Source organism: Natronocella acetinitrilica (genome assembly GCF_024170285.1).
In the GTDB taxonomy this organism is placed as follows: Bacteria; Pseudomonadota; Gammaproteobacteria; order Nitrococcales; family Aquisalimonadaceae; genus Natronocella; species Natronocella acetinitrilica.
Genome location: NZ_JALJXV010000001.1, coordinates 442,139 through 460,474, shown reverse-complemented (window position 1 = coordinate 460,474; position 18,336 = coordinate 442,139). Strand labels below are relative to the sequence as shown.

The 18,336-nt window shown below is 64.9% G+C and carries 18 protein-coding genes; 6 read left to right on the top strand and 12 right to left on the bottom strand.

The features are described from left to right. Positions 1-87: 87 nt before the first annotated feature. From ubiB to lptM, 11 genes are all read right to left on the bottom strand, one after another. Positions 88-1,752 carry a ubiquinone biosynthesis regulatory protein kinase UbiB gene (ubiB, locus tag J2T57_RS02185; RefSeq protein WP_253473546.1) on the bottom strand — a complete coding sequence of 555 codons (1,665 nt, stop codon included), beginning with the start codon at positions 1,750-1,752 and terminating at the stop codon, positions 88-90. Next, a complete protein-coding gene (locus J2T57_RS02180) occupies positions 1,749-2,372 on the bottom strand; it encodes a ubiquinone biosynthesis accessory factor UbiJ (RefSeq protein WP_253473543.1) in 624 nt (207 codons plus the stop codon). Before J2T57_RS02180 ends, ubiB begins: the two co-directional genes overlap by 4 nt. Positions 2,373-2,400: 28 nt before the next feature. After that, positions 2,401-3,153 carry a class I SAM-dependent methyltransferase gene (locus J2T57_RS02175; RefSeq protein WP_253473540.1) on the bottom strand — a complete coding sequence of 251 codons (753 nt, stop codon included), beginning with the start codon at positions 3,151-3,153 and terminating at the stop codon, positions 2,401-2,403. A 60-nt stretch (positions 3,154-3,213) separates the two neighbouring features. Next, the gene (locus tag J2T57_RS02170) at positions 3,214-3,573 is read right to left on the bottom strand and encodes a gamma-butyrobetaine hydroxylase family protein (RefSeq protein ID WP_253473537.1); all 360 of its coding nucleotides are present in this window, start codon (positions 3,571-3,573) and stop codon (positions 3,214-3,216) included. Between the two features lie 28 nt (positions 3,574-3,601). Next, positions 3,602-4,948 carry an ATP-dependent protease ATPase subunit HslU gene (gene hslU / locus J2T57_RS02165; protein ID WP_253473534.1) on the bottom strand — a complete coding sequence of 449 codons (1,347 nt, stop codon included), beginning with the start codon at positions 4,946-4,948 and terminating at the stop codon, positions 3,602-3,604. Between the two features lie 12 nt (positions 4,949-4,960). Beyond that, complete coding sequence (gene hslV / locus J2T57_RS02160) at positions 4,961-5,512, bottom strand: ATP-dependent protease subunit HslV (RefSeq protein WP_253473531.1); 552 nt, start codon at positions 5,510-5,512, stop codon at positions 4,961-4,963. A 104-nt stretch (positions 5,513-5,616) separates the two neighbouring features. Next, entirely contained in the window at positions 5,617-6,528 is a 912-nt protein-coding gene (xerC, locus tag J2T57_RS02155; protein WP_253473528.1) for a tyrosine recombinase XerC, read from the bottom strand. Further along, a complete protein-coding gene (locus J2T57_RS02150; RefSeq protein ID WP_253473525.1) occupies positions 6,525-7,211 on the bottom strand; it encodes a DUF484 family protein in 687 nt (228 codons plus the stop codon). Before J2T57_RS02150 ends, xerC begins: the two co-directional genes overlap by 4 nt. Before the next feature lie 88 nt (positions 7,212-7,299). Further along, positions 7,300-8,127 carry a diaminopimelate epimerase gene (gene dapF / locus J2T57_RS02145; RefSeq protein ID WP_253473523.1) on the bottom strand — a complete coding sequence of 276 codons (828 nt, stop codon included), beginning with the start codon at positions 8,125-8,127 and terminating at the stop codon, positions 7,300-7,302. Next, positions 8,127-9,374 carry a diaminopimelate decarboxylase gene (gene lysA, locus J2T57_RS02140; RefSeq protein ID WP_253473520.1) on the bottom strand — a complete coding sequence of 416 codons (1,248 nt, stop codon included), beginning with the start codon at positions 9,372-9,374 and terminating at the stop codon, positions 8,127-8,129. The genes dapF and lysA overlap by 1 nt, the downstream gene beginning before the upstream one ends. A gap of 27 nt (positions 9,375-9,401) precedes the next feature. Continuing rightward, on the bottom strand, positions 9,402-9,515 hold the full coding sequence (lptM, locus tag J2T57_RS02135) for an LPS translocon maturation chaperone LptM (RefSeq protein WP_436262678.1): 114 nt from the start codon (positions 9,513-9,515) through the stop codon (positions 9,402-9,404). A gap of 108 nt (positions 9,516-9,623) precedes the next feature. Here lptM and J2T57_RS02130 point away from each other — a divergent pair, with 108 nt between their 5' ends. Beyond that, positions 9,624-10,298, top strand: coding sequence for an alpha/beta hydrolase (locus J2T57_RS02130; protein ID WP_253473514.1), 675 nt, complete (start codon positions 9,624-9,626; stop codon positions 10,296-10,298). Between the two features lie 400 nt (positions 10,299-10,698). Here the strand turns inward: J2T57_RS02130 and argH are convergent, their stop codons facing one another. Beyond that, on the bottom strand, positions 10,699-12,117 hold the full coding sequence (gene argH / locus J2T57_RS02125; protein ID WP_253474206.1) for an argininosuccinate lyase: 1,419 nt from the start codon (positions 12,115-12,117) through the stop codon (positions 10,699-10,701). A 141-nt stretch (positions 12,118-12,258) separates the two neighbouring features. On the opposite strand from argH, the gene J2T57_RS02120 reads away from it, so the two are divergent. From J2T57_RS02120 to J2T57_RS02100, 5 genes are read left to right on the top strand one after another with little or no spacing between them, the layout of a single operon-like run. Then, on the top strand, positions 12,259-13,284 hold the full coding sequence (locus J2T57_RS02120) for a sensor histidine kinase (protein WP_253473511.1): 1,026 nt from the start codon (positions 12,259-12,261) through the stop codon (positions 13,282-13,284). Next, positions 13,281-14,033 carry a LytR/AlgR family response regulator transcription factor gene (locus tag J2T57_RS02115; protein WP_253473508.1) on the top strand — a complete coding sequence of 251 codons (753 nt, stop codon included), beginning with the start codon at positions 13,281-13,283 and terminating at the stop codon, positions 14,031-14,033. Before J2T57_RS02120 ends, J2T57_RS02115 begins: the two co-directional genes overlap by 4 nt. Before the next feature lie 59 nt (positions 14,034-14,092). After that, positions 14,093-15,031 (top strand): hydroxymethylbilane synthase, encoded by a 939-nt coding sequence (gene hemC / locus J2T57_RS02110; RefSeq protein ID WP_253473505.1) that lies wholly within the window; start codon positions 14,093-14,095, stop codon positions 15,029-15,031. Continuing rightward, positions 15,028-17,076, top strand: coding sequence for a uroporphyrinogen-III C-methyltransferase (locus tag J2T57_RS02105; protein ID WP_253473503.1), 2,049 nt, complete (start codon positions 15,028-15,030; stop codon positions 17,074-17,076). Before hemC ends, J2T57_RS02105 begins: the two co-directional genes overlap by 4 nt. Then, positions 17,073-18,335, top strand: a complete 1,263-nt coding sequence (locus tag J2T57_RS02100; protein ID WP_253473500.1) for a heme biosynthesis HemY N-terminal domain-containing protein — start codon at positions 17,073-17,075, stop codon at positions 18,333-18,335. The genes J2T57_RS02105 and J2T57_RS02100 overlap by 4 nt, the downstream gene beginning before the upstream one ends. Position 18,336 lies beyond the last annotated feature (1 nt).

Below are 18,336 nucleotides of genomic sequence, written 5' to 3'. Positions count from 1 at the left end.
CTGGAGCCGGCCATTGTGATGGCTGGGGCGCGGCGGCTTCTGCCGGGTGAGCAGACCACCCTTGGAGTTCGCTACAGCACAAGGGTTTCAGCGTCGTAGCAGGGCAAACCCGCTCAGACCCAGCGCACCGGCACCCAGCAGCCAGGTGGTGAGCGGTGCTCCCAGGAACACTGGCCCGGCGCCGGCCTCCGCCACCGTCAGGATGACGGCGATGACTGCCAGAACGGTGGCACCGTTGATGGCATTGCGTTGGCTCGCCTGGCGTGCCAGATCCGCACGCAGCTCCGCCAGTTCCGTCTGCTGGCCGGCCAGTGCCTGGCTCACCGTGTGGAGGTCGTCCGTGGCCTGCAGCAGGCGTGTGGGCAGCTCCGGCAGGGTCTCGCCCCAATCAGGCAGATTGCGCTGGACGCGGCGCATGATGCCTTCCAGGCCAACCTGCTTTTGCATCCAGTGTTCCATGTAGGGCTTGGCCGTGCGCCAGAGGTCCAGCTCCGGATAGAGCTGCCGCCCCAGTCCTTCGATGTTGAGCAGCGTCTTTTGCAGCAACACCAACTGCGGCTGGATTTCCATGTCGAAACGGCGGCCGGTTTCGAACAGTCTTAGCAGCACGGCACCGAACGAGATGTCCTTCAGTGGGCGCTCGAAAATAGGCTCGCAGACGGTGCGGATGGCCGCCTCGAATTCCTCGACACGCGTCTCTGGAGGCACCCATCCCGACTCCACGTGCAACTCAGCCACGCGCCGGTAGTCGCGGTTGAAAAAGGCGAGAAAGTTCTGTGCCAGATAGCGGTGGTCGAAAGGCCCGAGACTGCCGACGATTCCGAAGTCCACCGCGATATAGCGCGGATCATCCGGTCGGCTCACCTCGACGAAGATGTTGCCCGGGTGCATGTCGGCATGGAAGAAACTGTCCCGGAACACCTGGGTGAAGAAGATCTCCACGCCGCGCTCTGCCAGCAGGCGCAGATCCACGCCCAGTTCCCGCAAGCGATCCACATGACTCACGGGAACGCCACTGATCCGCTCCATGACCATCACCCGGCGACTGGTGTAGTCGAACATCACGTCGGGAATGTAGAGGAGTTCGGAGTCGCGGAAGTTGCGGCGCAACTGCGAGGCATTGGCGGCTTCGCGCAGCAGGTCGAGTTCGTCGATCAGGCTTTTCTCGAACTCGGCGACCACCTCGCGGGGGCGCAGCCGACGACCCAGTGGCCAGTAGCGCTGCGCCAGCCCCGCGAAAAGGAACATGAGTTCCAGGTCCCGCCGGATGATCCGGTCGATATCCGGTCGGACCACCTTGACCACAACTTCACGACCGTCGCGTAACCGGGCGCCATGGACCTGCGCGATGGACGCGGAGGCGATAGGCGTGTCGTCGAATCGCTCGAACAGCGCATCAATCGGGCTGTCCAGCCCATGCTCGATGATGCGTCGGGCGTCCCGACCGGGGAATGGCGGCACCCGGTCCTGCAGGAGCGCCAGTTCCTCGGCGATATCGGGTGGCAGCAGATCGCGCCTGGTTGACAGGATCTGGCCGAACTTGACGAAAATCGGCCCGAGATCTTCCAGGGCGAGACGGATGCGCTGACCGTGGCTGCCGTCCCTTGATCGCAGCCAGTACCAGGGCGAGAAATACATCAGCCAGCGGATTGGGCGAAACCATCGCGTGGCAAGCACGATCTCGTCGAGACCGTGCCGTATCAGCACCAGGTTGATGCGGATCAGCCGAAAGACATGCCGGGTTCCTATCATGCGCCTGTGCCATCCCCGGCAAGGCGGCGTTCCAGGTGGCGCAGACGGGCCTCCAGCCGATCTGCATGTTCCCGCAGCTCATCCACTGCCGACAGGAACAGGGCCGTTTCCGCCTCGCTGGGAAGCAGCCGCCGCTCTTCCGTAAGGTATTCCGCCAGCCCCGATTCCGACGCGACGCGCACATCGGCAAGCCAGTGCCGCAGGCGCCGTCCGGTTGCGCCCGCCTGATGGGCGATATCGTCACCTACCATGCGCGAGAGTTGCTCTTCCAGGTCGATGTCCAGCCCTGCCAGCAGCTGTCGGACATCCCGCACAAAACCGAGATCGCCGTTGAACGACACCTGATCACCGCCGCCCAGGGGGTCCCTGGCCAGGTTAAGCAAGGCCAGCGGAGTTCCACGGATCGAGGCGTCAGCCGGCTCCGTGGCGGCGTCCCACGGCGCCAGAATGACCCCATCGGAGGTGAAGCTCACCGACAACGCAAGGGAAGTGCCTTCCAGCTCGATCCCCAGACGGCGTCCTGCCAGCTGGCCCAAGCGGCTGCGGGCATCAGGATCCAGGCTGATCACATGGTCGAGCACGCGATTCAGGGGTTTCAGCAAGGTGTTCAGCCATTCCATCGGGCTGCTCCGCTTCTGCAATGGCGCATCAGTAGCGGTATCCCCGGTGGACCGCGACAATGCCGCCGCTGAGATTCGTGTAATCGCAGTCTTCCAGGCCGGCGCCGGACATCATGTCGCGCAGCGTCTCCTGGTCGGGATGCATGCGGATGGATTCGGCCAGATAGCGATAACTCTCCGAGTCGCCGGCGATCATCTGCCCCATGCGGGGCAGCACATGGAAGGAATACATGTCATAGACAGGCGTCAGGCCGGGCAGGTAGAGCTTGGAGAACTCCAGCACCAGAACGAAGCCGCCAGGGCGCAACACCCGCCGCATCTCCTGCAGCGCACGGGCCTTGTCGGTGACGTTACGCAAGCCGAATCCAATGATAACCCGGTCGAAACTGGCATCGGGGAAAGGCAATTCCTCGACGTTGGCAAGCACGTATTCCACACCCAGCACGCCCTCGTCGATGAGCCGGTCGCGACCGCGGGATAGCATGGCTTCGTTGATGTCGGACATGACCATGCGGCCCCGCCCACGGAGTTCGCGCATGGCCAGTCGCGTGAGATCGCCGGTGCCCGCCGCCAGATCCAGCACCGCGTGACCGGGACGCAGCCGTGCCATGCCGATGGTCTGCCGCTTCCAGAGCCGGTGCAGTCCGGCGGACATGAGATCGTTCATCAGGTCGTAGCGCTCGGCGACGGACCGGAACACGGCGCCAACCCGTTCCACCTTCTGGGCCGCCGGGATGCGCTGATAACCGAAATCGGTGCTGTCGCTATCGGCCTTGCTCAAATGATTGTCTCCGTCGGAAGTTCGCGCCCCGGGCGGCGGGGCAATGTCATGGTGCGGCTGTCAGTCCGCTGCGCGGCGTTGATAGCCCGCCTCGCGTAGCCGGTCCAGATAGCGTTGCCAGTGCTGTTCCTGGTTTCGCCCGAGTTCATGCAGGAACTCCCATCCATACAGGCCGGAATTGTGGCCGTCATCGAAATGCAGGCGCACTGCATACTCGCCCACAGGTTCGATACGCGTGATGTTGACGTCTTCCTTGTTGACCTGCAGCACCTCCTGACCCGGTCCGTGGCCACGCACCTCGGCCGATGGCGAATGCACCCGCAGATACTCACAGGTGAGATTGAAGCTGCTGCCGTCATCGAAGTGCAGTTCAAGCACCCGGGACTGGCGGTGCAGCTTGATTTCGGTCGGTACCGGCATGAATGCCCCTGTGTGAAATGCTGTTTACCTACAGAATATACCGGCTCAGGTCCTGATCCTGTACCAGTTCGTCCAGCTGGCCGTTGACGTAGGCGGCGTCCACGGTGAGGGACTGGCCGCTCCGATCCGGTGCATCGTAGCTGATTGCCTCCAGCAGTCGTTCCATCACGGTGTGGAGGCGGCGGGCGCCGATGTTCTCGGTGCGCTCGTTGACCTCCCAGGCCACCTCGGCGATACGGGCGATACCGTCCCTGGTGAATTCCAGGGTGCAGCCCTCGGTTTCCATCAGGGCCTGGTACTGGGCGGTGAGCGAGGCGCTGGGCTCGGTGAGAATGCGGACAAAGTCCTCTACCGCCAGCGCCTGCAGCTCGACCCGAATCGGCAGCCGGCCCTGCAGTTCCGGAATCAGGTCCGAGGGCTTGGACAGGTGAAAGGCCCCGGAGGCGATGAACAGGATGTGGTCGGTACGCACCACGCCGTGCTTGGTGGACACGGTGCAGCCCTCCACCAGTGGCAGCAGATCCCGCTGCACACCTTCACGGGACACGTCGCCGCCACTGACATTGGCGTCCTGGCGGCGGGTCACCTTGTCCAGCTCATCGAGAAAGACGATGCCGTGCTGCTCGAGTCGCTGCATGGCGGCGAGCTTGATCTCCTCGTCGTTAACCAGGCGCGCCGCTTCTTCTTCCCGCAGCACTTTCAGGGCGTCGCGGATCTTCATCTTGCGGTTTCGCTTGCGGCTGTTGCCGAAGTTCTGGAACAGGTTCTGCAACTGGTTGGTCATTTCCTCCATGCCCGGCGGCGCCATGATCTCGACACCCATGGGGGAAGATGACACCTCGATTTCCACTTCCCGGTCGTCCAGTTCGCCGAAGCGCAGCTTGTTTCGAAACTTGTTGCGGGTGGCGGAATCGACTGGCTCGGCCTGGCCCTGCTGTTGCTCCCACGGCCCGCTGCTGGCGCGCGGCAGCAGGATATCCAGCAGCCGATCTTCGGCGGCCTCCTCGGCCCGATACTTGACCTTGTCCATCTCCTCTTCACGGGTCATCTTCACGGCGATATCCGCAAGATCGCGCACGATGGACTCCACATCCCGGCCAACATAGCCCACTTCCGTGAACTTGGTGGCCTCGACCTTGATGAACGGCGCCCGGGCCAGCCGCGCCAGCCGGCGGGCGATCTCGGTCTTGCCCACACCGGTGGGGCCGATCATCAGGATGTTCTTGGGGGTGATCTCGTTGCGCAGGTCCTCACCCACCTGCATGCGCCGCCAGCGGTTGCGCAGGGCGATGGCAACGGCGCGTTTGGCGTCGTCCTGGCCGATGATGTGACGGTCCAGCTCCTGAACGATTTCCCTAGGTGTCATCTCGGACATGCGATTCTCCGGTCAGGCCTGGCCGCCAAGGGCCAGTTCCTCGATGGTCAGTTCGTGATTGGTATAGACGCAGACGTCGGCGGCGATGTGCAGTGACTTCTCCACGATCTGCCGGGCGCCCAGCTCGGTATTGTCCAGCAGTGCAGTGGCTGCCGATTGCGCATAGGGTCCACCGGAGCCGATGGCAATGACGTCGCGTTCCGGTTCAATGACGTCGCCGTTGCCGGAAATCACCAGGGTTGCCTCCCGGTCGGCTACCAGCAACAGCGCCTCAAGCCGGCGCAGCGCGCGATCGGAGCGCCATTCCTTGGCCAGTTCCACCGCCGCGCGCACCAGGTTGCCATGGTACTTGTCGAGTTGACCCTCGAAGCGCTCGAACAGGGTGAATGCATCGGCGGTGCCACCGGCGAAGCCGGCCAGTACCTGATCCTTGAACAGGCGGCGCACCTTGCGAGCGTTGCCCTTCATGACTGTGTTACCGAGAGATACCTGACCATCTCCGCCAATGACGACGTGATCACCACGACGGGCGGCAAGAATAGTGGTTCCGTCAAACTGCTGCATGGATGCTCCGGCAGGCTGCGATGAGTCGTTGGTTTGCGTGACTGAGACTGCAATTCGCAGTTATGGGGTGAATGGCGGCGACTTTCAACGCGGCGATGACAGGATCAGCGTTTTTTTCTGGCGCGGGGGTGGGCTGCGTCGTAGACCTGGGCCAGATGCTGGAAGTCCAGGTGCGTATAGATCTGGGTGGTGCCGATATCGGCATGCCCAAGCAATTCCTGTAGAGCCCGCAGGTCGCCGCTGGACTCCAGCATGTGCGTGGCAAAGGCATGTCGCAGCATATGGGGGTGGACGCCGACTGCCAGGCCGGCGCTGCTCGCACGGCGTCGCAGGCGCTGCTGCACGCTGCGCGGGGACAGGCGGCCGCCGCTACGGGTGACGAACACGGCCTGCTCACCCCCCGCCGCCAGACTGTCGCGGTGTGATAGCCAATCACGGAGCCGATCCACGGCTTTGCGGCCCACAGGCACGATGCGTGTCTTCGACCCTTTGCCGGTCACCCGCACCAGCGCCTGTTCCAGCGACAGGTCGGAAAGATCCAGGCCCACCGTCTCGGCAAGCCGCAGCCCGGATGAATACACCAGTTCGAACAGGGCGAGATCCCGCACAGTCAGGCTGTCGTCTTCGTCGCTCGGCGCGTCCAGCAGATGGCTCACGGCGTCCACGTCCAGGGTGGCCGGCAGGCGCGATGGTGATCGCGGAGCGGAAAGCCCGTCCGCCGGATTGGCCTGCAAGGCGCCCTCGCGGACCAGAAAGCGGAAGAAACTGCGGATGGCGGACAGGCGCCGCTGCAGGGAGCGCCCGGAGAGCCCCCGGCGATGGCCCTGGCCGATAAAGCGGCGCAGGGCATGGCTGTCGATAGCGGACCAGTCGGTCAGGGATTCCGCCAGACACCAGTCCCGCAGTGCGTGAAGTTCCCGGGCGTAGTGTAAACGTGTGGTGTCGGCCAGGCGCCGTTCGCTGCCCAGATGACGGTCAAAACGTGACAGCCAGTTCGTGTCCGGCCCTGCGGTCACAGCCGGGCCGCCACCGCATGGCTGGTGAGATCGCCCAGTTGCCGCAGGAAGACCGTCCCCTGGCTGCTGTGGTAGCGCTCGGCATCCAGGCTGCCGATGGCCAGCAGCCCGGTGACCCCGTCGTGCTGGAGAGGGACCACGGCCATGGACTGCACGCGGGTACCGCTGTCGCCGAACAGGAAACTGCGCTGGTTGTCATGGAAATGGCCACAGCGCGGCCGCTGTGCCCGGAAGACTTCCCGGAACAGGGAGAAGCCCGGGTCATTGGGGTTGCGGAACTCGGCCCGGTCGCCGCCGTAGCCCTGGGCCCGCAGTCGCATGGCGACGAAATCCGCGCCGAAGTGCAGGCGAAGACCGTCGGCGACGGTGTCGAGCGTGCTGTCCAGGTCCCGGGCGTCCATCAATTCCAGGGTGAGGCGCTGCAGGCGATCGGCCAGTCGATCGTTGTCCCGCGCGACCTGCACCAGGTCTTCCAGCCGTCGCTCCAGCCGCCGGTGCTGATCCCGCAGCAGGCGGACCTGATACTGCACCAGGGAGACCGCGTCACCGCATTCGTGGGGCAGTCGCAAGCGTTCCGTCAGTTCCGGATGGCGGCGAAAGAAGTCGGGGTGGCGCTCAAGGTAGTCGGCCACCGATTGTTCCGGTATCTGCTCTTCCAGGCCGGTTTTCTGCTGAATGCTCACCTGTGGGTTCCCCCCGGGGGTGGCCTTTGCCCGGTGTGACGCAAAAACGCCAATCCCCTGGGCAGTCTATCGAACCGTTGGCGGGCCGTCACGACCCGGGCCATTCACCCTGGAAAACGGCCACAGCGGGACCCGTCATCCACACCGGTTCGCCCTCACCGGCCCAGCGCAGACGGAGCTTGCCGCCTGTCAGCGCCACTTCCGCTTCGTCGTCCAGCAGACCCTGCACCCGACCGGCAACCATGGCGGCACAGGCCCCTGTGCCGCAGGCACGGGTCTCGCCCACGCCGCGCTCGAATACCCGCAGGCGCAGATGGCCGCGGTCCACGACCTGCATGAAGCCCGCATTGACGCGCTTTGGAAAAGCGCTGTGCTGTTCGATCAGTGGCCCGAGGCGCTCCACCGGCGCTGTATCCACATCCTCCACCTGCAGCACGGCATGGGGGTTGCCCATGGACACCGCTGCGATCTGCAGGGTTTCTCCATCGACGTCCAGCGGATAAAGGGTTTGCCGGGCAGCCGCCTGGAACGGGATCTCGGCCGGTTCCAGGCGCGGTGCGCCCATGTTCACCGTGACCTGGCCGTCGTCCAGCAGCCGCACCACGGCGGGCTCCGCGTCGGTCTGTATGGCGAACTCCCGGCCTTCCACCAGCCCCTCGTCGTGCAGGAACAGGGCGAGACAGCGGACACCGTTGCCACAGTGCTCCACCTCGGTACCGTCGGCGTTGAATATCCGATAACGGACGTCCATCTCCGGATGGGTGGGCGACTCCGCCACCAGTACCTGGTCGCAGCCCACCCCGTAGCGCCGGTCGGCAAGGCGGCGAATCATGGCTGTGTCCAGGGCGACCCGCTGGCGGATGCCGTCGATGACGACGAAATCATTGCCCAGGCCCTGCATCTTGGTAAAGCGCATCAATCCTCCAGCAGCCGTTCGCCGGTGAGTAGATCGTCGACGGTTTCGCGGCGGCGGATCAGGTGTACCTGATCACCGTCTACCATGAGCTCCGGTGGCCGAGGCCGGGTGTTGTAGTTGCTGGCCATGACGAAACCGTAGGCGCCGGCGGAGCGAACCGCCAGGAGATCCCCCGGTTCCAGCGTCAGTGAACGGTCCTTGCCGAGAAAGTCCGCGGTTTCGCACACCGGACCTACCACGTCCCAGTTAGTCGGGGCGCCATCCCTCGGCGTGACCGGGTCGATGGCTTGCCAGGCCCCGTAGAGCGCCGGACGCAGCAGATCGTTCATGGCGCCATCCACCAGGGCGAAGTGCTTTTCCGGCGTCGCCTTGAGGTACTCCACCCGGGTCAGCATGACACCGGCATTGGCGACGATGGCGCGACCGGGTTCCATGTAGATGTCCAGTTCGCGGCCGCGCAAGCGCGGCAACAGCGCAGCGGCATAGGCGTCCGGTGCCGGCGGCGTCTCGTCGCGATAGCGCACCCCCAGCCCACCGCCGATATCCAGATGCCTGAGCCGCAGGCCGTCCTCGGCCAGGCGGTCCACCATGGCGAGAACCCGGTCGAGGGCGTCAATGAAGGGGTCGAGGCGGGTCAGCTGCGAGCCGATGTGGTAATCCACGCCGACGAAGTCCAGTGCCGGGAAATCGGCACGGCGCCGGTACAGCGCCTCGGCCTCATCCAGTGGGATGCCGAACTTGTTCTCTTTCAGCCCGGTGGAGATGTAGGGATGTGTATCGGCGTCCACGTCGGGATTGACCCGCAGCGATACCGGCGCCCGGGCATCGAGCCGGGACGCGATGTACTGGATGCGCTCCAGTTCCGGCAAGGACTCCACGTTGAAGCAGCCGATCCCCTTGTTGATGGCGTCGGCGATTTCCCGTCTGGTCTTCGCCACCCCGGAGAAGACGATTCGGCTCGGGTCGCCGCCGGCGCGTAGCACGCGCTCAAGCTCGCCCCCGGAGACGATGTCGAAACCGGAGCCGAGACGGGCCAGCAAATTGAGCACTGCCAGGCTGGAGTTGGCCTTTACCGCGTAGCAGACCTGGTGTGGCAGGTCAGCGAAGGCATGGTCGAAGTCGCGCCAGGCCTGTTCGATGGCTGCGCGGCTGTAGACATAGGCCGGGGTACCGTGTTCTGCGGCGATATCGGACAAGGCGACATCCTCGGCGTAGAGCGTGCCGCCGCGGTAATTGAAGGCTTCCATCCGGACTCCCTGGAAGACGGTTACGTGTCAGGATGCGTTCTCGGACTGGTCATCAGGCAGAAAAAGGTCGCCTTTCTGGCCGCAACCGCCGAGCAGCACCACCACCAAGAGCAGAACGCCAATCAAGCAGGATTTTCGCAAGCGATTCACCTCGCGGGCCGCGCAAGAAACCGGCATGGGCGGTAGTATACCGATCCAGCGGGCGCTCCGCAGCGCGCCCGACCATGGCAAGCAAACGGGGAGCCGGGAATGAGTGACGAATTATTGCCAACGGTGGAGGTTGGTGGGGGCGATCAGGCCCGCTACAGCGTGATCTGGATGCACGGCCTGGGGGCCGACGGCCACGATTTCGAGCCTATTGTGCCGGAACTGCGCCTGCCTAACGATCCAGCCATCCGCTTCATCTTTCCCCATGCGCCGGTGCGGCCGGTCACCCTGAACGGCGGTATGGCCATGCGCGCCTGGTACGACATTGTCACCCTGGGCGGCGGTGCTCCGCAGGATGCAGAGGGTATCGCCGCGTCTGCGGCGCAGATCCATCAGTTGATCGAGCGGGAAGGCGAGCGTGGTGTGCCGCCGGAGCGACTGGTGCTTGCGGGCTTTTCCCAGGGTGGGGCCATCGCCTTGCACACGGGTCTGCGCTACCCACAGCGGCTGGCCGGCATCATGGGCTTGTCCACCTATCTGCCGCTGGCGGATCGCTTCGCGGCGGAGCGCCATGAGGCCAACGCCGAGACACCGGTGTTTCTGGCCCATGGCCAGATGGATCCGGTGCTGGATATCAGTCTGGGACGCAACAGCCAGCAGACTCTCGAGCAGCACGGGTACCGTGTCGAGTGGCATGAGTATTCCATGGTGCATCAGGTCTGTTTCGAGGAAATCGAGGCCATCAGCCGCTGGCTGCAGACTGTCCTGACGGATTGATACGGATCTCTGAGTGCCCCCCAGCGCCGAAATCCGCACTCCAAGGCCGTTGCCCCAAACGCTGGTTGTGTGCGCCTCTTCGGGACCGTCAGCGACAGGGATGTCGCTGTCGAGCCCCCATGGATGGGTTTACGGCGTGTCCCGGAGAGGCGTACGCAACCGGCGTTCCCCGGTGATGGCCCCGCGATCCGATTGCACGGCTGGTCCTCCGGCGCAGATGATGACAGCGCTCGACGACACGTTAAGAATGTGGCGGGCTTGCGGCGAGGGCCCTGTGGCGGGTGCGTCGGTCAGGGACACGCCGTGAATACGTCCCTGTAGGCTCGACAGCGACGTCCCTGTCGCTGACGGTCCCCGACCGACGCACCCGCCACAGGGCACCGCAATGATGGGTGTTCGGCTACGATCGCCCTTCGGCAGGCGTCTCTGCCAAACGTTTCCGGGCCTTCTGCACCTGCTGGCGCACCTGATTGGGCGCGGTGCCGCCGTGATGGTCACGCGCCGCCAGTGAGCCCTCAAGGGTCAGCACCTCGAAGACATCAGCCTCGATGGTGTTGGAGAAGCCGCGCAGCGTCTCAAGCTCCATGTCCGCCAGATCGCGACCCGTCTCCACTCCATGGCGCACCGCGGCACCGACGATGGCGTGGGCATCGCGAAACGGCACGCCCTTGCGCACCAGGTAGTCCGCCAGATCCGTGGCCGTGGCGAAACCCTTGCGGGCGGCGGCTTTCATGCTCTCCGGCCGGGTGTGAATGGCCGGCACCATGTCGGCGAAGGCGCGCAGGCAGTCGCGAACCGTATCCACGGTATCAAACAGGGGCTCCTTGTCCTCCTGGTTATCCCGGTTGTAGGCCAGCGGCTGACCTTTCATCAGGGTGAGCAGGCCCACCAGGTGGCCGTGTACCCGGGCCGTCTTGCCGCGGACGATCTCGGCCACGTCCGGGTTCTTTTTCTGCGGCATGATGCTGGAACCCGTACAGAAGCGGTCTGGCAGGTCGATGAAGTCGAACATGGGCGAGGCCCAGAGAATCATCTCCTCGGCCATCCGCGACAAATGGGTCAGCAGGATCGAGCTGGCCGCGGCAAACTCCATGGCGAAGTCGCGATCCGAAACCGCATCCAGCGAGTTGTCGCTGGGGCGATCGAAGCCGAGTTCGGCGCAGGTCATTGCACGGTCGATGGGAAAGCTGGTGCCCGCCAGCGCGGCGGAACCCAGGGGCATGACGTTGAGCCGCGCCGCGCAATCCTCGAACCGTCCCTGATCACGCACCAGCATCTCGTACCAGGCCAGCATGTGGTGGCCGAAGCTCACCGGCTGTGCCACCTGCAGGTGGGTGAAGCCGGGCATGATGGTGTCCGCCTCGCGATCGGCCAGATCCACCAGACCCTGTTGAAAGCGCAGCAGCTCGGCGCGGATCTCCACGATCGCCTCGCGCAGGTAAAGGCGGATGTCGGTGGCCACCTGATCATTGCGGGAACGCCCGGTGTGCAGTTTTTTGCCGGCGTCGCCAATTCGGTCCGTGAGGCGCTTTTCGATGTTCATGTGCACATCTTCAAGTGCCGGTGACCACTCGAATGCGCCCTGCTCGATTTCTGCCTGAATCTCCCCCAGGCCACGGACGATAGCGTCGCGCTCGGCTTCCGTCAGCACACCGCAGGCGGTGAGCATGCGGGCATGGGCAATGGAACCGCGAATGTCCTGCCGGTAGAGACGGCGGTCAAAGTGCTCGGACGCGGTAAAGGCCTCGACGAAGCGGTCAGTCGCCTCCGTGAAGCGGCCCGTCCACAACTGCTGGCTGGTCTTGGTGTCGTCGCTCATCGTCATCCGTCTGCAAGTATTGGCGAGCCCGGGAGTATACCGAAGGATCGGCGCCCCTTCCCGACCTTCCCCCGTCTTGCTGCGGCGCTGCCGACACCGCACACTGAATGGCACGCAGTGCGGGGGGAACGCGGGCGATCCATGAATAACGACAATAGCGGCTTTTTCCTGCCGGAATTCTGCCGCATTCGTACCCTGTTCGGCGTTGTTGTCATCGTACAGCTGCTGGTGTTCCTGCTGGTACTGGCACAGCCCGTGGGCACGGATCGTTGGGCCGCGTTGAGCCTGTATTCGCTTTACCTGCAGTGGGTGGCGCTGGCCAGTTCGGTGTTGCTGTGCCTGCTGCGGCCCTGGCTGCGGCGCCTGACCGTGTTCACCGCCTCGCTGTGCGCCGGTGGCGTGATCCTGCTGGTGACGGCCATGGTCACCGAGGCCGCCTGGCAGGCCGTTGGCGGTGGGCGCAATTTCAGCGCCGAGCACCTGGCTTTCCAGGGCCGGGCGCTGGCGATGGCCGCCATCATCGTGACCCTGGTGCTGCGCTACTTCTATGTACAGCACGCCTGGCGCAGCCGGCTCGAAGCCGAGTCAGCGGCACGTATCGAAGCGCTGCAGGCACGCATTCGCCCCCATTTCCTGTTCAACAGCCTCAACACCATCGTGGCCATGATCCGTTCGCGTCCCGCCGAGGCGGAGGCCGCAGTTGAGGATCTGGCGGCCTTGTTCCGGGCCGGTCTGGAGGCGCGGGGTGGCTTCACCACCATGGCCCGCGAACTCGAACTGGTGACCGACTACCTGCGGCTCGAGCGCCTGCGGCTGGGGGATCGGCTCAAGGTGGACTGGGCCGTGGACGCCTTGCCACGGGACGCCCGCCTGCCGCCGCTGACATTGCAACCCCTGCTGGAAAATGCGATTTATCATGGCATCGAACCCAACACGGCGGGGGGTACCGTCAGTATTCTTGGTGGCCGGCAGGGGCGGCGTGTCTGGGTGCAGATACGCAACCCCCGCGGCAGCGGGATGCGCAGCGGAGGCATGGGAATGGCGCAGAGAAATGTGGAGGAACGACTGCGACTGGCCTTCACTGGTGCGGTTGATTTCAACATCGGAGAGTTGGATGGCGACTACACCCTGACCATGTCGTTTCCCTATCAGGCGGCCGAGGCATGAGGGTGCTAATCGTCGACGACGAGGCCCCGGCGCGGGAGCGACTCGCGCAGCTGATTTCTGACCTGGGTGAGCACCAGGTGGTGGGTGGAGCCCGTAACGGCGAGGAGGCCGTGGCGCTGGCAGAGCGCCATCGTCCCGATGTCGTGCTGATGGACATTCGCATGCCGGGCATGGACGGCCTGGCGGCGGCCTCGAAGATCGGCATGCAGGAAGCGCCACCGGCGGTGATCTTCGTGACTGCATTCGGCGAGCACGCCCTGGAGGCCTTTGACGCCCGTGGGGCTGATTATCTGGTCAAGCCCGTGCGCCTGGCCCGTTTGCAGCAGGCCCTGCAGCGGGCGCAGCAACTGAACCGGGCGCAGCTGGACGCGCTACAGCGTGTCGAGGCCGACGCGCACAGTGGAGATCAGACGCACCTGCTGTGTCGGCGCCGCGGTAACCTGGAGCTGATCCCACTGCAGCAGGTCTACTATCTGCAGGCCGAACACAAGTATGTCACCGTACGCCATGCCGATGGCGAGGACCTGATAGAGGACTCGCTGCGCACGCTGGAGGAACGCTTTCCTGCCTATTTCGTGCGTGTGCATCGCAACGCACTGGTGGCACTTGATCGACTCACAGGCCTGGAAAAGGACATGGACGGTCGTCGCTACGCTATCCTTCGAGGTCTGGAGGAGCGTCTGGAAGTCAGTCGCCGGCACGTTGCGGATCTGCGCCGGCTCTTGCGGGAGCGGGCCGGCCGCGGCTGATTGCCGGCCGGGCCGCATCGAACACATCTTTAAACAAGAACAGCGGAAACCCTCGCACTATGTTGGATAAGCCTCTACGCATTGCCACCCGCAAGTCGCCTCTCGCCGTCTGGCAGGCGGAATACGTCGCCGAGCAATTGCAGGCCCATCACCCGGGGCTGCAGGTTGAACTGGTGCGGATGAGCACCCGCGGCGATCGGATACTGGACGCCCCGCTGGCCAAGATCGGTGGCAAGGGCCTGTTCCTGAAGGAGCTGGAGGAAGGCCTTCTGGACGGTCGCGCCGACATCGCGGTGCATTCCATGAAGGACATTCCTGCCGAGGTCACGCCCAGATTGCATGTGCCGGTGGTACCGGAGCGCGATGATCCCTGCGACGCCTTTGTGTCCAAGCGCTACGCGACGCTGGATGACCTGCCCCAGGGAGCAAGGCTCGGGACTGCCAGCCTGCGACGGCAGTGTCAGGTGCGGGCGCGGCGACCGGATCTGCTGGTGGAGACCCTGCGCGGCAGCGTCAACACGCGACTGCGAAAGCTCGATGAGGGCGAATTCGACGCCATCATACTCGCCGCCTCCGGGCTCAAGCGCCTGGGAATGGCGGATCGCATCACCCATCGCATGCCGCCGGAAGAGAGCTTGCCGGCGGTAGGCCAGGGGGCGCTTGGCATTCAGTGTCGCGTGGGTGACAGCGTCATCGAGGCGCTGATCGAGCCGCTGGACCATGCTGACAGCCACGTTCGCGTAGCGGCGGAACGCGCCCTGAATCGTCAGCTGGAGGGCAGCTGTCAGGTGCCCATTGGTGCCTATGCGGAATTGCACGGCGGTGAAGTGCTGTTGCGGGGCCTGGTGGGCTCGCCCGACGGAAAGCGCATGGTGCGTGGCGAGATCCGGGGGCTGCGGGCGGATGTGGACGCGCTTGGTGCCCGCCTTGGCCAGGATCTCCTCGATCGCGGCGGCCGCGACATCCTCGCGGCCCTGCTGGCGGAGACGGATCAGTGACTGCTGTGGTCTCGTTGGAAGGCCTCCGGGTGCTGGTGACCCGCCCTGCGCACCAGGCGGAGTCGCTCTGCGAGAAACTGGAGGCCACCGGGGTCAAGCCGATGCGCTTTCCCGTGCTGGCCATCGAATCCCTTGCCGAGAGCGAGGGGGTGCAGACGGCCATCGGCCGCCTGCTGCAACAGGATCTCCTGGTTTTCACCAGTCCCAATGCCGTTCACTGCGCCATGCAGGCACTGCAGATCGCGGGGCTTGCCTGGCCTGACCCGCAGCCCGTAGAAGTCGCTGCGATCGGCCGCGCGACGGCAGAAGCGCTGGAGAAGCAGGGCGTTAACGTGGCAGTCTGTCCTGATGGGCCCTACACCAGCGAAGGCCTGCTGGCCCATCCGCGGCTACATCGCGTTCGCGGCCAGCGGACTATGCTGATAGGGGGCGTCGGTGGCCGGGAGCTGCTGGCCGACACCTTGCGGGAGCGGGGTGCCGAGGTGGACAGCCTGGCAGTCTACCGGCGGGTGCGGCCTCAGGCGGACGCGCTTGCCCTGACAGAGGCCTTGCTGGAGAAGGAGCTCGACGTAACGGTAGTGACCAGTGTCGAGGCACTGGAAAACCTGCTTGCCCTGGCCGGTGAGGAAGGCCGGGCGGAGTTGCTGTCGATCGGTTTGGTCACGGTCAGTGGTCGGGTGGCGACCGCTGCGCGGGTTCGGGGTTTCCACGGCGGCATTTGCGTGGCACCCGAGGCCAGTGACGGAGGCCTGATCGAGGGGATCAGACGCTGGCGGGATCAGCGGCAACAAACGGGGTCTTCCATGACGGACGACAAGCGCAACACAGAATCAGAAGCGGCGTCGGACCAGTATGAGCGGCCGGAACAGGGTGGGGAAGGTCATCAGGACACCGAGAACATCGAGCAGCCCGATCAGGTCGAGACCGGCGACGCGGAAAGCCTGCCGGCAACATCCGACCAGGATGGTGGTGACGGTGGCGAACCGCCGGAGGAGCCGCCTCCGGAAGAGAAACCGGCCAGGGATAATCGACCCACCCTGATCCTGATTCTGCTGTTTTTCATTATCGTCTTCGGCGCTGGCGGCGGTTGGTGGTTGTACGACCGACAGGAAGCGCTGATGGTCGGCCTTGAGGACCGCGCCAGCGCCAACGATCTGGCCGAGCTACGGGATAGCGCGGTTTCCCGTGCCGAGCGGCTCGCTGGGCGGGTGGATAATCTGGCGGCGGAGCACCAGGCGCACATACAGCATCTGGCTGGTGCCGAAGAGGCCGTGGCGCAACTGCGGGAGACCCAGAGCCGCGCCCGGGAGCAGATGGAACGCCTGGAAACCCTGGCGGGGTCGCAGCGTTCCGACTGGATTCAGTCTGAAGCCGACTACCTGTTCCGGGTGGCGCGCAGCCGGGCTGTTTATCATCAGGACGTGCAGGGGGCTCTTGCCGCGCTGCGCAACGCCGATGCCCTGCTCGGCGAGCTGGGGGGCGATGGTGCCGATCGACGCCGCGACGTACGCGCCGCCATCGAGGCACTGGTGGATGTTCCTCGGGTGGACCGGGGCGAGTTGTCGGCGGAACTGCACAGACTCATACGGGGGGTGGACGACTGGCCTGTCGCCGAATTGACCCAACGCCTGGAGGCCCGGCCCATCGAAGGTGATCGCGACGCAGACCTGGGCTCATTGGCTGGCCTGCAGGAGGCTGGCGCCCGCGCCTGGCAGCAGGTGAAGGCGAGCCTGTCCAGCCTGGTGGTGGTCCGCCGTGAGGATGCGCCGCCAGCGCTGCTGTCGCCCGATGAGGAATGGTTCCTGCGGGAGCATATCCGCATCCAGCTCCTGACGGCACGACTGGCCTTGCTGGAGCGCGACGAGGAAAGCTATCGCAGCAGTCTCGAGCAGGCGGAGCGTTGGACGGAACAGTACTTCCGCGACAGCGATGCCGTCCGCCAGGCCGTGTCCCGCATGCGGGAATTGCGGGAGCGGACCATTGCCCCATCCCTGCCCGATCTGGATGACCTTCTGGGTGATGCCGCCGGCGGGGAGGACGCATGAAAAAGCTCCTCATCCTGCTAGCGGCCCTGCTGCTCAGTGTTCTTGCTGCGCTCTGGTTCCAGGAGAACGGCGGCTACGTGCTGGTGCATGTCGGTGGCACCAGCGTCCAGGCCAGCCTGTTCATGGCCATTGGCGCACTGATTCTTTTCATGCTAGCCACCTGGCTGGTGTTGCGGATGGTATTTGGCGTTGCCCGGGCGCCGCGCGGTGTCCGCGGTTGGTTGCGCAGCCGTCGGATCGAGCGCTCCAGGGGCCGCATGCTTCGTGGTCTCCAAAAGCTCGCCGAGGGCGACTTCAACAGTGCCGAGCGGGATATGCTGAAAACTGTCCAGCATAGCGAGACGCCCTTGCTGCACTACCTGAGTGCCGCCTGGGCATCCCACCGGATGGGAGCCGAGAACCGGCGTGACCACTACCTGGCCCTGGCCGATCAGGCATCGCCCGACGCCCGCCTTGCGGTGGGGCTGGTGCAGGCGCAGTTGTACGTGGAAGACGAACAGTGGGAAACCGCCTTTGCAACCCTCAACCTGCTCCATGACCGATGGCCCAGGCAGGCGCGGGTGCTGGAGCTGCTGGCGCTAGTGTGTCGCAAACTTGAAGAATGGGAGCGGCTGCTGGATCTGCTGCCGCAACTCCGCCGCCATGCGCCGATGGACCCGGGTCGTGCCGAAGAGCTGGAGGCCCTGGCCGCAGCGGGCTACCTGAAGCAGGCAAGCCGTCAGGGGTTGGACCCTCTGGCACGGGCCTGGGCGCGCCTGCCACGTGCTTCCACCCAGATGGACCCGGTGCGGCTTGCCTACATCGATGGCCGCCTCTTGCATGATGATGGCGATGCCGAAGCGGAGAAGTTGTTGCGGACGGTTCTGCGCAAACACTGGGAGCCGCAGTATGTCAGGCGCTTCGGCAACCTGCGCATGGCCAATCCACAGACAGCCCTGGCCGCGGCCGAGGGTTGGCTCCGTGAGCGGCCGGATGATGCCGAGCTATTGCTGGCGGCGGCCCGCCTGAGCCTGGTGGCGGGGCACTGGTCGAGGGCGCGCAATTATCTCGAGAAGGCTGTCACCCGGGCCTCGCAACCCGAGGCGTGCTACCTGCTGGCGCGGATGCTGGAACAAACCGGGGAGAACGACAAGGCGGCCCATCAGTATCGGCTGGCGCTGGAGCAGGATGCCCGTTTCCAGTCACCCATGGGGCTGGACGAACTGGCCAAGCACCACATGCAGGACCTGGAGACACCGCGTCTGGCCCAGCAGGCGTAGG

Excerpts from the sequence above, each read along its gene's own strand:
- argH (WP_253474206.1), bottom strand. The coding sequence starts at position 12,117 with ATGAGCGACGACACCAAGACCAGCCAGCAGTTGTGGACGGGCCGCTTC.
- lysA (WP_253473520.1), bottom strand. The coding sequence starts at position 9,374 with ATGGAAGCCTTCAATTACCGCGGCGGCACGCTCTACGCCGAGGATGTC.
- J2T57_RS02170 (WP_253473537.1), bottom strand. The coding sequence starts at position 3,573 with ATGCCGGTACCGACCGAAATCAAGCTGCACCGCCAGTCCCGGGTGCTT.
- hemC (WP_253473505.1), top strand. The coding sequence starts at position 14,093 with ATGTTGGATAAGCCTCTACGCATTGCCACCCGCAAGTCGCCTCTCGCC.
- dapF (WP_253473523.1), bottom strand. The coding sequence starts at position 8,127 with ATGCGCTTTACCAAGATGCAGGGCCTGGGCAATGATTTCGTCGTCATC.
- hslV (WP_253473531.1), bottom strand. The coding sequence starts at position 5,512 with ATGCAGCAGTTTGACGGAACCACTATTCTTGCCGCCCGTCGTGGTGAT.
- ubiB (WP_253473546.1), bottom strand. The coding sequence starts at position 1,752 with ATGATAGGAACCCGGCATGTCTTTCGGCTGATCCGCATCAACCTGGTG.
- J2T57_RS02180 (WP_253473543.1), bottom strand. The coding sequence starts at position 2,372 with ATGGAATGGCTGAACACCTTGCTGAAACCCCTGAATCGCGTGCTCGAC.
- hslU (WP_253473534.1), bottom strand. The coding sequence starts at position 4,948 with ATGTCCGAGATGACACCTAGGGAAATCGTTCAGGAGCTGGACCGTCAC.
- J2T57_RS02100 (WP_253473500.1), top strand. The coding sequence starts at position 17,073 with ATGAAAAAGCTCCTCATCCTGCTAGCGGCCCTGCTGCTCAGTGTTCTT.
- J2T57_RS02115 (WP_253473508.1), top strand. The coding sequence starts at position 13,281 with ATGAGGGTGCTAATCGTCGACGACGAGGCCCCGGCGCGGGAGCGACTC.
- J2T57_RS02130 (WP_253473514.1), top strand. The coding sequence starts at position 9,624 with ATGAGTGACGAATTATTGCCAACGGTGGAGGTTGGTGGGGGCGATCAG.
- J2T57_RS02120 (WP_253473511.1), top strand. The coding sequence starts at position 12,259 with ATGAATAACGACAATAGCGGCTTTTTCCTGCCGGAATTCTGCCGCATT.